Genomic DNA, 14520 nt, shown 5'->3' on the forward strand with positions numbered 1-14520 from the left:
CAGGAATGGCCACGGACGAGAAACTCCTCAAGTACCTCAAGCGCGTCACGGCGGAGCTGCACAGCCTGCGCAAGCAGGGGTCCCGGCACGCCGACGAACCGCTCGCCGTCGTCGGGATGGCCTGCCGGTTCCCCGGGGGCGTGGCCTCGCCCGAAGACCTGTGGCGGCTCGTGGCCGGCGGCGTCGACGCCCTCTCGGACTTCCCCGACGACCGGGGCTGGGACCTCGACGGCCTGTTCGACCCGGACCCGGACAACCCGGGGACGTCGTACACCAGCCAGGGCGGGTTCCTGCGCGGTGCCGGGCAGTTCGACGCGGGCCTGTTCGGCATCTCGCCGCGCGAGGCCCTCGTCATGGACCCGCAGCAGCGGGTGCTGCTGGAGACGTCGTGGGAGGCACTCGAAGACGCCGGGGTCGACCCGCTTTCGCTGAAGGGCAGCGACGTCGGCGTGTTCTCCGGCGTGTTCACCCAGGGCTACGGCGCCGGGGCGATCACGCCGGACCTCGAAGCCTTCGCGGGCATCGGCGCGGCGTCGAGCGTGGCCTCGGGCCGGGTGTCCTACGTCTTCGGGCTGGAAGGTCCCGCGGTCACCATCGACACCGCGTGCTCGTCGTCGCTGGTCGCCATCCACCTCGCCGCCCAGGCGCTGCGCGCGGGCGAGTGCTCGATGGCGCTGGCAGGCGGCGCGACGGTGATGCCGACCCCGGGCACCTTCGTGGCGTTCTCGCGGCAGCGGGTGCTGGCCGCCGACGGCCGGTCCAAGGCCTTCTCCTCGACCGCGGACGGCACCGGCTGGTCCGAAGGCGCCGGCGTGCTGGTGCTCGAACGGCTTTCGGTGGCGCAGGAACGCGGGCACCGGATCCTGGCCGTCCTGCGCGGCAGCGCGGTCAACCAGGACGGCGCTTCCAACGGCCTGACCGCGCCGAACGGGCCGTCGCAGCAGCGGGTGATCCGCAAGGCACTGGCCGGGGCCGGGCTGGTCGCGTCCGATGTGGACGTCGTCGAGGCGCACGGGACCGGCACCGCGCTCGGCGACCCGATCGAAGCGCAGGCGCTGCTGGCCACCTACGGCCAGGGCCGCGAGCCGGAGAAGCCGTTGTGGCTCGGGTCGATCAAGTCGAACATCGGGCACACGCAGGCAGCCGCCGGGGTCGCCGGCGTGATCAAGATGGTCCAGGCGCTGCGGCACCGCGCCCTGCCGCCGACCCTGCACGTGGCCGAGCCGACGCCGGAGGTCGACTGGTCGGCCGGCGCGGTCGAGCTGCTGACCGAGCCCCGCGAGTGGCCCGGCGCCGACCGGCCGCGCCGGGCCGGGGTGTCGGCGTTCGGCATCAGCGGGACGAACGCCCACCTGATCCTGGAAGAGGCCCCGCCGGCCGACGCCGTTCCGGCGGAAACGCCGGTCGAGGGACCGGTGCCGCTGGTTGTTTCCGCGGGCAGTCCCGCGTCACTGGCCGCCCAGGCCGGTCGCCTCGCGGACGTCCTGGAGTCCGGTGCCGCGTCCCGGGCGCGGCTGGCGAGCGCCCTGCTGACGAGCCGGGCCCGGCTCGGTGACCGCGCGGTCGTGGTCGCGGGCACGGACGAGGACGCCGTGGCCGGGCTGCGCGCGGTGGCGCGCGGGGAAGCCGCACCCGGCGTGGTGACCGGTTCGGCCGGCCCGGGCAAGCTCGCCTACGTCTTCCCCGGCCAGGGTTCCCAGCGGATCGGGATGGGCCGGGAGCTGTACGAGCGGTACCCGGTGTTCGCGACGGCGTTCGACGAGGCCTGCGCGCAGCTGGACCGCTGCCTGGCCGGGCGAGCGGGTCACGGCGTGCGGGACGTCGTCCTCGGTGCCGTGCCCGCGGAGACCGGGCTGCTGGACCAGACCGTTTTCACCCAGGCCGGGCTGTTCGCGGTCGAGAGCGCGCTGTTCCGGCTCGCCGAGTCCTGGGGTGTCCGGCCGGACGTGGTCATCGGCCACTCCGTCGGGGAAATCGCCGCCGCGTACGCCGCGGGCGTGTTTTCGCTGGCCGACGCGGCCCGGATCGTCGCCGCGCGTGGCCGGCTGATGCAGGCCCTCGCGCCGGGCGGGGCGATGGCCGCCGTCGCCGCGTCCGAGGCGGAGGTCGCCGAGCTGCTCGGCGAGGGCGTGGAACTCGCCGCCGTCAACGGCCCCGCGGCCGTGGTCCTCTCCGGCGACGAAGACGCGGTCCTCGCGGCCGCCGACCGCATGCGCGAGCGCGGGCACAAGACCAAGCAGCTCAAGGTGTCCCACGCGTTCCACTCCGCGCGGATGGAGCCGATGCTCGCGGAGTTCGCCGCCGAACTGGCCGGTGTGACGTGGCACGAGCCGGAGATCCCGGTCGTCTCCAACGTGACCGGCCGGCTCGCCGGGCCCGGCGAGCTCACCGAGCCGGCCTACTGGGCCGGGCACGTGCGGCAGCCGGTGCGGTTCGCCGACGGCGTCGCGGCCGCGGCGGAGTTCGGCGCGTCCCGGTTCGTGGAGCTCGGGCCGGGGACGGCGCTGACCGCACTGGTCGAGGAGACGGCCGAGGTCACGTGCGTCCCGGCGCTGCGGGACGACCGGCCGGAAGGCACCGCGCTGCTCACCGCGGTCGCCGGGCTGTTCGTCCGCGGCGCCACCGTCGACTGGTCCGCCCTGCTGCCGCCGGTCACCGGCTGGGTCGACCTGCCGAAGTACGCCTTCGACCAGCAGCACTACTGGCTGCACCCGGCCGCGCAGGCCACCGACGCGGCTTCGCTCGGGCAGGTCGCGGCCGACCACCCGCTGCTCGGCGCGGTGGTCCGGCTGCCGCAGTCGGACGGCCTGGTCTTCACCTCGCGGCTGTCGCTGAAGTCGCACCCGTGGCTGGCCGACCACGTCATCGGCGGGGTGGTGCTCGTCGCGGGCACCGGGCTCGTCGAGCTGGCGGTCCGGGCCGGCGACGAGGCCGGCTGCCCGGTGCTCGAGGAACTCGTCATCGAGGCCCCGCTGGTCGTCCCCGGCCACGGCGGGGTCCGGATCCACGTCGTCGTCGGCGCGCCGGGGGAGACCGGCTCGCGCGCGGTCGAGGTGTACTCGCTGCGCGAGGACGCCGGTGCGGAGGTCTGGACGCGGCACGCGACCGGCTTCCTGACCGCCACGCCGCCGGCGGCACAACCGTTCGACTTCACGGCTTGGCCGCCGCCCGGCGTCGAGCGCGTCGACGTCGAAGACTTCTACGACGGCCTTGTCGAGCGCGGGTACGCGTACGGGCCGTCCTTCCGCGGCCTGCGGGCCGTGTGGCGTCGCGGCGACGAGGTCTTCGCCGAGGTCGCCCTGGCCGAGGACGACCGCGCGGACGCGGCCCGGTTCGGCATCCACCCGGGTCTGCTCGACGCCGCCCTGCACGCGGGGATGGCCGCACCGGCCGCCACGGCGGAAGAGCCGGGGCGGCCGGTGCTGCCGTTCGCCTGGAACGGCCTGGTCCTGCACGCGGCCGGGGCGTCCGCGCTGCGGGTCCGGCTCGCCCCGAGCGGTCCGGACGCGCTGTCGGTCGAGGCCGCGGACGAGGCCGGCGGGCTCGTCGTGACGGCGGACTCCCTGGTCTCCCGGCCGGTGTCGGCCGAGCAGCTGGGCGCGGCGGCGAACCGGGACGACCTGTTCCGCTTGGCGTGGACCGAGGTTTCCGCGACCGAGGACGCGCCCGCGGACGGCGTCGAGGTGCTCGAAGCGTCCGGCGGGGACCCCCTCGAACTGACCGGCCGGGTGCTGGAAGCCGTGCAGACCTGGCTCGCCGAGGCGGCTGACGACACGCGCCTGGTCGTGGTGACCCGCGGCGCGGTCCCCGCCGGTGACGGGCTCGTCCGCGAGCCCGCCGGGGCGGCCGTCTGGGGCCTGCTGCGGGCCGCGCAGGCGGAGAACCCGGACCGGATCGTCCTGCTCGACACCGACGGCGAAGTGCCGCTGGGCCGGGTCCTGGCCGCCGGCGAACCGCAGGTCGCCGTCCGCGGCACCACGCTCACCGCCCCCCGGCTGGCACGCGCCGAAGCCGCGGAGGCGCCGGTCGTGTCCGGCGGGACGGTCCTGATTTCGGGGGCCGGCTCGCTCGGCGTGCTCACCGCCCGGCACCTGGTGGCCCGGCACGGCGTCCGGCGGCTGGTGCTGGTCAGCCGGCGCGGCCCGGCCGCCGACGGCATGACCGAGCTGACCGCGGAACTGACCGCCCAGGGCGCCGAGGTCACCGTGGTCGCGGCCGACCTGGCCGAGCGGGACCAGGTCGCGGCGCTGCTGGCCGAGCACCGGCCCACCGCGGTCGTGCACACCGCCGGCGTCCTCGACGACGGCGTCTTCGAGGCGCAGACGCGCGAGCGGCTGGCCAAGGTCTTCGCGCCGAAGGTCGACGCCGTCCGCCACCTCGACGAGCTCACCCGCGACCTGGACCTCGACAGTTTCGTCGTCTTCTCGTCCGCGTCCGGGGTCTTCGGCTCGGCCGGGCAGGCCAACTACGCCGCCGCCAACGCCTACCTGGACGCCGTAGTGGCGAACCGCCGGGCCGCGGGCCTGCCCGGGACGTCGCTCGCCTGGGGCCTCTGGGCGCAGACCGACGGCATGACCGCGCACCTCGGCGGCGCCGACCAGGCGCGGGCGGACCGCGGCGGCGTCCTCGCCATCTCACCCGCCGAGGGCATGGACCTCTTCGACGCCGCGCCGGACGGGCTCGTCGTCCCGGTCAAGCTGGACCTGCGCAAGACGCGGGCCGGCGGGACGGTGCCGCACCTGCTGCGCGGCCTGGTCCGCCCGGGCAGGCAGCAGGCGCGCGCGGCGTCCACTGTGGACAAGGGGCTGGCCGGCCGGCTCGCCGGGCTCGCCCCGGCCGAGCAGGAGGCGCTGCTGCTCGACGTCGTCCGCACGCAGGTCGCGCTGGTGCTCGGGCACGCCGGGCCGGCCGCCGTCCGCCCGGACACGGCGTTCAAGGACGCCGGGTTCGACTCGCTGACCTCGGTGGAACTGCGCAACCGGCTGCGCGAGGCGAGCGGGCTGAAGCTGCCCGCGACGCTGGTCTTCGACTACCCGACGCCGGTCGCGCTGGCCCGCTACCTGCGTGCCGAACTCGGCGACACGGTGGCCACGACGCCGTCGGTCACCACGACCGCCGCGGACGCCGGGGAGCCGATCGCCATCGTCGGCATGGCGTGCCGCCTGCCGGGCGGGGTCACCGATCCCGACGGCCTGTGGCGCCTGGTGCGCGACGGTCTCGAAGGGCTGTCCCCGTTCCCCGAGGACCGGGGCTGGGACCTGGAAAACCTGTTCGACGACGACCCCGACCGCTCCGGCACGACATACACCAGCCAGGGCGGATTCCTCGACGGCGCCGCCCTGTTCGACGCGGGCTTCTTCGGGATCTCGCCGCGGGAGGCCCTCGCGATGGACCCGCAGCAGCGGCTGCTGTTGGAGGCGTCCTGGGAAGCGCTCGAAGGCGCCGGGGTCGACCCGGGTTCGCTGAAGGGCGCCGACGTCGGCGTGTTCGCCGGGGTGTCCAACCAGGGCTACGGGATGGGCGCCGACCCGGCCGAGCTGGAGGGGTACGCGAGCACGGCGGGCGCGTCCAGCGTCGTGTCCGGCCGGGTGTCCTACGTCTTCGGCTTCGAAGGCCCGGCCGTCACGATCGACACGGCGTGCTCGTCGTCGCTGGTCGCGATGCACCTGGCCGGGCAGGCCCTGCGGCAGGGCGAGTGCTCGATGGCGCTGGCCGGTGGCGTCACCGTGATGGGGACGCCCGGCACCTTCGTGGAGTTCGCGAAGCAGCGTGGCCTGGCCGGTGACGGCCGGTGCAAGGCCTACGCGGAGGGCGCCGACGGGACCGGCTGGGCCGAGGGCGTCGGGGTCGTCGTGCTGGAGCGGCTGTCCGTGGCGCGCGAACGCGGCCACCGCGTCCTGGCCGTCCTGCGCGGCAGCGCGGTGAACTCCGACGGCGCGTCCAACGGCTTGACCGCCCCCAATGGGCCGTCGCAGCAGCGCGTGATCCGCCGGGCCCTCTCCGGCGCCGGGCTGGCACCGTCCGATGTGGACGTTGTGGAGGGCCACGGCACCGGGACGGCGCTCGGCGACCCGATCGAGGCGCAGGCCCTGCTGGCGACCTACGGCCGGGACCGGGACCCGGAAACGCCGTTGTGGCTGGGTTCGGTGAAGTCGAACTTCGGGCACACGCAGTCGGCCGCCGGCGTCGCGGGCGTGATCAAGATGGTGCAGGCGCTGCGGCACGGCGTCCTGCCGCCGACCCTGCACGTCGAGCAGCCCACCAGCCAGGTCGACTGGTCCGCGGGCGCGGTCTCGCTGCTGACGGAGGCGCGCGAGTGGCCGCGCACCGGCCGTCCGCGCCGGGCCGGGGTGTCCTCGTTCGGGATCAGCGGCACGAACGCCCACCTGATCATCGAAGAAGCGCCGGTCGAGCCCGAGCCGGTCGCCGGCGAGTCGCCGGCGGGCGGGGTCGTGCCGCTGGTGGTGTCGGCCCGCAGCGCCGGTGCTTTGCGCGGCCAGGCCGGCCGGCTCGCCGCGTTCCTCGAGGACGCGCCCCTTGCCGAGGTCGCCGGGGCTCTGCCGGGGCGCGCCCGGTTCGGCGAGCGGGCGGTCGTGGTCGCGGAGTCGGCCGAGGAGGCCCGCGAAGGCCTGGGTGCGCTCGCCCGTGGCGAGGACGCGCCGGGCCTGGTCAGCGGCCGGGTGCCCGCGTCCGGCGGGCCGGGCAAGCTCGTCTGGGTGTTCCCCGGGCAGGGGACGCAGTGGGCGGGCATGGGCCGCGAGCTGCTCGGATCCTCGCCGGTGTTCGCGGCGCGGATCGCCGAGTGCGCGGCCGCGCTGGAGCCGTGGATCGACTGGTCGCTGCTCGACGTCCTGCGCGGCGACGACCCCGGCCTGCTGGACCGGGTCGACGTCCTCCAGCCCGCGAGCTGGGCGATGATGGTCGGCCTGGCCGCGGTCTGGTCCGCGGCCGGGGTGGTCCCCGACGCCGTGCTCGGCCACTCCCAGGGCGAGATCGCCGCGGCGTGCGTCTCGGGAGCCCTGTCGCTGGAGGACGCGGCCAAGGTCGTCGCGCTGCGCAGCCAGGCCATCGCCGCGAAGCTCTCCGGCCGCGGCGGCATGGCCTCGGTCGCGCTGAGCGAGGAAGACGCCGTCACACGCTTGGCGCCGTGGGCCGAGCGGGTCGAGGTGGCCGCGGTCAACAGCCCGGCGTCGACGGTGATCGCCGGCGACGCCGAAGCGCTCGGCGAAGCGCTCGAAGCGCTGTCCGGCCAGGGCGTCCGCGTCCGGCGGGTCGCGGTGGACTACGCCTCGCACACCCGGCACGTCGAAGACATCGAGGAGACGCTGGCCGAAGCGCTGGCCGGCCTCGACGCCCGGGCGCCGCTCGTGCCGTTCCTCTCCACCCTGACCGGCGACTGGATCCGTGACGAGGGGGTCGTCGACGGCGGCTACTGGTACCGGAACCTGCGCGGCCGGGTGCGGTTCGGCCCGGCCGTGGAAACGCTGCTCGGGCAGGGGCACGGCGTGTTCGTCGAAATCAGCGCCCACCCGGTGCTGGTCCAGCCGATCACCGAGCGCACCGACCAGCTCGTCACCGGGTCGCTGCGGCGCGACGACGGCGGTCTGCGCAGGCTGCTGACGTCGATGGCCGAGCTGTTCGTGCGCGGAGTCGACCTGGACTGGACCACGCTGGTGTCTCCTGCCCGGGTGGACCTGCCGACGTACGCCTTCGACCACGAGCACTACTGGCTCCGCCCGGCCGGCACCGCGTCCGACGCCGTCTCGCTGGGCCTGGCCGGCGCCGACCACCCGCTGCTCGGCGCCGTCGTGCCGCTGCCGCAGTCCGACGGGCTCGTGTGCACCTCGCGGCTGTCGCTGCGGTCGCACCCCTGGCTGGCCGACCACGCGGTCCGGGACGTCGTGATCGTCCCCGGCACCGGGCTGGTCGAGCTGGCCGTGCGGGCCGGCGACGAGGCCGGCTGCCCGGTGCTCGACGAGCTGGTGATCGAAGCGCCGCTGGTGGTGCCCCGCCGCGGCGGCGTCCGCGTGCAGGTCGCGGTCGGCGGCCCGGGCCAGGACGGCTCCCGCACGGTGGACATCCACTCCCTGCGCGAGGACTCCGACAGCTGGGTCCGGCACGCCACCGGCGTCCTGGCCCCGGACGACCGGCCGCGCGGGACAGCCGAGTTCGACTTCGCCGCCTGGCCGCCGTCCGGCGCCGAACCGGTCGACATCACCGGCGCCTACGACGTGCTCGCGGACGTCGGCTACGGCTACGGGCCCACGTTCCGGGCCGTGCGGGCGGTGTGGCGGCGCGGCCGCGGGGACACCGCCGAGACCTTCGCCGAGATCGCCCTGCCCGAAGAGGCGAACGCCGGTGCGTTCGGCATCCACCCGGCGCTGCTGGACGCGGCCCTGCACTCGACGATGGTCAGCGCCGCGGCGGACACCGAGTCCTACGGGGACGAGGTGCGGCTGCCCTTCGCGTGGAACGGCCTGCGGCTGCACGCGGCCGGGGCCTCGACGCTGCGGGTCCGCGTCGGCAAGCCCGAGCGGGACAGCATGTCGCTGGAGGCTGTGGACGAGACCGGCGGCCTGGTCGTCACGCTGGAGTCGCTGGTCGGCCGCCCGGTGTCGAACGACCAGCTCACGACGGCGGCGGGCCCGGCGGGCGCCGGCTCGCTGTTCCGGGTGGACTGGACGCCGCTGTCCTCCGTGGACCGCACCCGGCCGGTGCCCTCCTGGGTGCCGGTGGCCACCGCGGAACAGGTGGCGACCCTGGCCGACGACGTGCTGACCGGCGCGGCGGACGCCCCGGCGGTGGCCGTCGCGGAAGCCGTCTCCGGCGGGGACGACGTGCTGGCGCTCACGGTCCGGGTGCTCGACGTCGTCCAGTGCTGGCTGGCCGGCGGCGGGCTGGAGGGGACGAAGCTCGCGGTCGTCACCCGCGGTGCCGTGCCCGCCGGCGACGGCGCGGTGCACGACCCGGCCGCGGCCGCGGTCTGGGGACTGGTCCGGGCCGCGCAGGCGGAGAACCCGGACCGGATCGTCCTGCTGGACGTCGAGCCCGGCGCCGAAGTGCCGCCGCTGCTGGCTTCGGTGCTCGCCGACGGCGAGCCCCAGGTCGCGATCCGCGGCACGACGCTGTCCATCCCGCGGCTCGCCCGCGCCGCCCGGCCCGACGCGCCCGCCGGGTTCAAGACCGAGGGGCCGGTCCTGATCACCGGCGGGACCGGGTCGCTCGGCGGCCTGGCCGCCCGGCACCTGGTCGAGCGGCACGGCGTCCGGCAGCTGGTGCTGGCCAGCCGCCGTGGACTGGACGCCGAAGGCGCGAAGGACCTGGTCACCGACCTCACCGGGCTGGGCGCCGACGTCTCCGTCGCCGCCTGCGACGTCTCGGACCGGGACCAGGTGGCCGCCCTGCTGGCCGAGCACCGGCCGACCGCCGTGGTCCACACGGCCGGGATCGCCGACGCCGGGGTGATCGGAACGGTGACCCCGGACCGGCTGGCCGAAGTGTTCGCGCCGAAGGTCGACGCGGTCCGCCACCTCGACGAGCTGACCCGGGACACCGACCTCGACGCGTTCGTCGTCTACTCCTCGGTGTCCGCGGTGTTCATGGGCGCGGGCAGCGGCGGTTACGCCGCGGCGAACGCGTACCTGGACGGCCTGATCGCCCACCGCCGGGCGGCGGGCTTGCCGGGCCAGTCGCTGGCGTGGGGCCTGTGGGACCAGGCCACCGGCGGCATGGCGGCCGGGACCGACGAAGCCGGCCGGGCCCGGATGACCCGGCGCGGCGGGCTGGTCGCCATGAAACCCGCGGAGGGCATGGACCTCTTCGACGCCGCCATCGGGTCGGGGGAGCCACTGCTGGTGCCCGCCCAGCTCGACCTGCGGGGCCTGCGCGCCGAAGCGGCGGGCGGCGCCGAAGTGCCGCACCTGCTGCGCGGCCTGGTCCGCGCGGGACGGCAGCAGGCCCGCGCCGCGTCCACTGTGGACGAGAAGTGGACCGGCTCGCTGGCCGGGCTCGGGCCGGCCGAGCGGGCGAAGGTCCTGCTCGAGCTGGTCCGCGGCCAGGTGGCCGGCGTGCTCGGCTACCGCGCCGCCCACCAGGTCGACCCGGACCAGGGGCTGTTCGAGATCGGCTTCGACTCGCTGACCGCGATCGAGCTCCGCAACCGGCTGCGGGCCCGCACCGAACGGAAGCTCGCGCCGAGCGTCGTCTTCGACCACCCGACGCCGGCCCTGCTCGCCGCGCACCTGAACGAGCTGCTCTGAAAGAAGGTTGGTGAACGTGTTCGACGTGGAGACCTACCTCCAGCGGATCGGCTGCGGCGGGGAAACCGGCGTGGACGTCGAGACGCTGGCGAAGCTGCAGAAGAACCACCTGATGGCGATCCCGTACAACAGCCTCGCCTACGAACTGCGCGACGCGGTGAACGTCGTCGACCTCGACGAGGACGCCGTCTTCGTGACCAGCATCGCCGAGGGCAAGGGCGGCGCCTGCTACCACCTGAACCGGCTGTTCCACCGGCTACTGGCCGAACTCGGCTACGACGTCACGCCGCTGGCCGGCAGCACCACCGAAGGCCGGGAGACCTTCGGGACCGACGTCGAGCACATGTTCAACCTGGTCACCCTCGACGGCGACGACTGGCTCGTGGACGTCGGCTACCCCGGCCCGACCTACGTCGAGCCGCTGCCGGTGTCGCCCGCGGTGCGGACCCAGTACGGGAGCCAGTTCCGGCTGGTGGACCGGGAATCCGGGTACGAGCTGCAGCGCCGCGGCGCGGTCACCCGCTGGAGCGGGATCTACACGTTCACGACGCAGCCCCGCGAGTGGAGCGACTGGAAGGAACTGGAGGACAACTTCCGCGCACTGGTGGGCGACACCACCCGCACCGACTCCCAGGAGACGCTGTGCGGCCGCGCGTTCGGCAACGGCCAGGTCTTCCTGCGGCAGCGCCGGTACCTGACGGTGACCGACGGCCGCGAGCAGGTGCGCACCATCACCGACGACGACGAGCACCGGGCGCTGGTGGCCCGCGTGCTCTCCGGCGACCTCGGCTGAACCCCGGCGAAAGGCACGACGATGAGGCAAAAAGAGGGTCTGCTGGCGAGGTTCGCCGGCTTCTGCAGGATCGCCTACCGGCAGCACTACGTCCCGTACCTCGACTTCTTCTACGGCGGCGAGTACCTCCACCACGGCAGCGAGCCGGTGTCCCGGATCGCCGACCTGCCCTACGTGACGGTCCCGGAGCCGAGGGAGCCGTCGCCGTGAAGACGACGATCCCGGTCCGCCTGAGCGAGCGTTCCTACGACGTGCTCGTCGGTCCCGGCGTGCGGACGGCGCTGCCCGAGGTCGTCCGCCGCGTGGGCGCGCGGCGGGCCGTGGTCGTGTCGGCCCGGCCGGCCGACTGGGTGCCGGACACCGGGGTGCCCACCCTGCTGCTGCCGGCCCGCGACGGCGAGCGCGCCAAGCGGCTGTCCACAGTGGAGGAACTGTGCGGTGAGTTCGCGCGGTTCGGGCTCACCCGCTCCGACGTCGTCGTCTCCTGCGGCGGCGGCACGACCACGGACGTCGTCGGGCTCGCGGCCGCGCTGTACCACCGGGGGGTCGCCGTGGTGCACCTGCCGACGTCCCTGCTCGCGCAGGTCGACGCCAGCGTCGGCGGGAAGACGGCGGTGAACCTGCCGGACGGCAAGAACCTCGTCGGCGCGTACTGGCAGCCCAGCGCGGTGCTGTGCGACACCGAATACCTGACGACGCTGCCGCGGCGGGAGGTGCTGAACGGCCTCGGCGAGATCGCACGCTGCCACTTCATCGGCGCACCCGACCTGCGCGGCCGGACGCTGCCCGAGCAGATCGCCGCCAGCGTCACCCTGAAGGCCGGGATCGTGGCGCAGGACGAGCGGGACACCGGGCTGCGGCACCTGCTCAACTACGGCCACACGCTGGGGCACGCACTGGAGATCGCGACCGGGTTCGCGCTGCGCCACGGCGAGGCGGTGGCCATCGGCACGGTCTTCGCGGGCCGGCTGGCGGGCGCGCTGGGCCGCCTCGACCGGTCCGGAGTGGACGAACACCTCGAGGTCGTCCGGCACTACGGCCTGCCGGCCGCGCTGCCCGAGGACGTCGACCCGGCGGTGCTCGTGCGCCAGATGCACCGGGACAAGAAGGCGATCACCGGGCTCGCGTTCGTGCTGGCCGGGCCGCGCGGCGCGGAGCTGGTGACCGACGTGCCACCGCGGGTCGTCACCGACGTCCTGGCCGGAATGCCGCGGGACAGCCTGGAGAACCTGGTCGGCGCGACGGAAGCGGCGGCGACGTGAACCGGCTGCCGTACCGCGCGGCCCACGGCCGGGCGGTCGACCGGGTGCTGGCCGGGCGGCTGAGCGCGGCGCTGGCCCGGCCGGCCGCGCAGCAGCCGTGCTGGCCGGACGCCGCGCGCGCGGAGGCGGTGGTCGAGCTGCTGCACGACGCCGAGCCGATCGTGACGCCGGCGGAAACCGCCCGGCTGAGCGCGCGGCTCGCGTCGGTCGCCCGCGGCGAGGCGTTCCTCCTGCAGGGCGGGGACTGCGCGGAGACGTTCGCCGGCAACACCGAACCGCACCTGCGGGCCAACCTGGCGGTGCTCGAGCGGATGGCCGGCGTGCTGGCCGGCGCGGCCGGCCTGCCGGTGGTCAAGATCGCCCGGATGGCCGGGCAGTTCGCCAAGCCGCGGTCCAAGGCCGTCGACGCGCTGGGGCTCCCGGTCTACCGGGGCGACATCGTGAACTCGCCGGAGTGCACCGCCGCCGCCCGGACCCCGGACCCGCACCGGATGCTGATGGCCTACGCCCACGCGGCGGGCACGATGGACGTCGTCCGCAAGCTGTGCGCCGAGGGCCTCGAAGAACCGCTGGTGGCGCAGGCCGTGCTCGCCGGCGCCCGCCGCGCGTCCTCGGCCGGGCTGCCCTTCGCGGACGGCGGCCGCCCACCGCGGCCGGCCGAGTTCTACGTCAGCCACGAGCTGCTCCTGCTCGACTACGAGCGCGCCGTGCTGTGGGCGGACTCCGGCGGCCCGGAACCGCGGCTGTCCAGCGGCCTGGCGCACTTCCTGTGGATCGGGGAGCGCACCCGGCAGCTCGACGGCGCCCACCTCGCGTTCGCCGAGCTGCTGGCCAACCCGATCGGCCTCAAGCTGGGGCCGGCCACCACCCCGGAGGAGGCCGTCGAGTACGTGCGGCGCCTCGACCCGCACCGCACGCCGGGCCGGCTGACGCTGGTCAGCCGGATGGGGCACGCGCAGGTCCGCGAGCTGCTGCCGCCGATCGTGGAGAAGGTGACCGCGTCCGGGCACGAGGTGATCTGGCAGTGCGACCCGATGCACGGCAACACCCGGACGTCCGGCAACGGCTACAAGACCCGCCACTTCGGCGACGTCGCGGACGAGCTGGCCGGGTTCTTCGAGGTGCACCGGCAGCTCGGCACCCACCCCGGCGGGATCCACGTCGAGGTGACCGGCGACGACGTCACGGAATGCCTCGGGGGCACCGCGGGCATCGCCGAGGCCGACCTGCCCGACCGCTACCTGACCGCCTGCGACCCACGCCTCAACGCGAGCCAGTCGGTCGAACTCGCTTTCGCGATCGCGAAGCTGCTGCGCTAGCCGCAGCGGGAAGGCCGAAATGGACATCAGCGGCACCACCCGCCTGTACGTCGTGCTGGGCGATCCGGTCGCCCAGGTCCGGTCGCCCGGGCTGCTGAACCCGCTCTTCGCGGCGCGGGGCGTCGACGCGGTGCTCGTCCCGGTGCACGCGCCCGAGGCGGACCTCGCGGCGATCGTCGCCGGGCTGAAGGCCGTCGCCAACCTCGACGGCATCTTCGTCACCGTGCCGCACAAGTTCGCCGCGGCCGGGCTCGCCGACCGGCGCAGCCCGGCGGTCGAGATCACCGGCAGCGCCAACGCCCTGCGCCGCGAAGCCGACGGCCGGTGGTACGCCGAGAACTTCGACGGCACCGGCTTCGTGGCCGGGCTGGTCGAAGCCGGGCACGACCCGAAGGCCCGGGTGGTGTCCCTCGCCGGCGCCGGTGGCGCGGGCAGCGCCATCGCGGCCGCCCTGCTGGCGGCCGGCGCCGACCGGCTCGCGGTGTGCGACCCGGACACCGGGAAACTGGCCGCCCTCAAGGCCCGCCTCGACACGCACTGGGCGGGCCGGACCTCGGTGTCGGCCGAGCCGGACACCGCGGGCGCCGAGATCGTCGTCAACGCGACCCCGCTCGGGCTGCGGCCCGAGGACCCGCTGCCGTTCCGGCCGGACCGGCTGGCCCCGGGCAGCGTGGTCGCCGACATCGTCATGAAGCCCCGCGAAACCCGCCTCCTCCGCGAAGCGGCGGCGCTGGGCCACCCCGTCCATTACGGCAGCCACATGCTCGACGGGCAATTGGACTCCTATCGCGAATTCTTCGGTCTGGGTTGACGAAACGGCCACTACCAAGCCGAGGGATGTAAGCGGCCCGGGGCCGGACCTAGCCTGGTGGGGACGCTGATTCCGA

5 protein-coding genes and 1 pseudogene are annotated in these 14520 nt (G+C 75.1%); all 6 read left to right on the plus strand.

Features of this window, described 5'->3' with window-relative positions; genetic code table 11:
• Nucleotides 1-5 precede the first annotated feature (5 nt).
• A pseudogene (locus ACLJPY_RS38770) lies at nt 6-10259 on the plus strand (beta-ketoacyl synthase N-terminal-like domain-containing protein); the annotation flags it as partial.
• A 10-nt stretch (nt 10260-10269) separates the two neighbouring features.
• Nucleotides 10270-11052 (plus strand): arylamine N-acetyltransferase, encoded by a 783-nt coding sequence (locus ACLJPY_RS38775; RefSeq protein ID WP_410595968.1) that lies wholly within the window; start codon nt 10270-10272, stop codon nt 11050-11052.
• 21 nt (nt 11053-11073) lie between these two features.
• Nucleotides 11074-11262: a hypothetical protein gene (locus ACLJPY_RS38780; RefSeq protein WP_410595969.1), complete on the plus strand. Its 189-nt coding sequence runs from the start codon at nt 11074-11076 to the stop codon at nt 11260-11262.
• Complete coding sequence (locus ACLJPY_RS38785) at nt 11259-12314, plus strand: 3-dehydroquinate synthase family protein (RefSeq protein ID WP_410595970.1); 1056 nt, start codon at nt 11259-11261, stop codon at nt 12312-12314. The genes ACLJPY_RS38780 and ACLJPY_RS38785 overlap by 4 nt, the downstream gene beginning before the upstream one ends.
• Nucleotides 12311-13633, plus strand: a complete 1323-nt coding sequence (locus ACLJPY_RS38790; RefSeq protein ID WP_410595971.1) for a 3-deoxy-7-phosphoheptulonate synthase — start codon at nt 12311-12313, stop codon at nt 13631-13633. Before ACLJPY_RS38785 ends, ACLJPY_RS38790 begins: the two co-directional genes overlap by 4 nt.
• Before the next feature lie 19 nt (nt 13634-13652).
• On the plus strand, nt 13653-14444 hold the full coding sequence (locus ACLJPY_RS38795; protein WP_410595972.1) for a shikimate dehydrogenase family protein: 792 nt from the start codon (nt 13653-13655) through the stop codon (nt 14442-14444).
• The last annotated feature ends 76 nt before the right edge of the window (nt 14445-14520 follow it).

Source organism: Amycolatopsis sp. lyj-23 (assembly GCF_046549135.1).
Lineage (GTDB): Bacteria > Actinomycetota > Actinomycetes > Mycobacteriales > Pseudonocardiaceae > Amycolatopsis.

Excerpts from the sequence above, each read along its gene's own strand:
- ACLJPY_RS38795 (WP_410595972.1), top strand. The coding sequence starts at position 13,653 with ATGGACATCAGCGGCACCACCCGCCTGTACGTCGTGCTGGGCGATCCG.
- ACLJPY_RS38780 (WP_410595969.1), top strand. The coding sequence starts at position 11,074 with ATGAGGCAAAAAGAGGGTCTGCTGGCGAGGTTCGCCGGCTTCTGCAGG.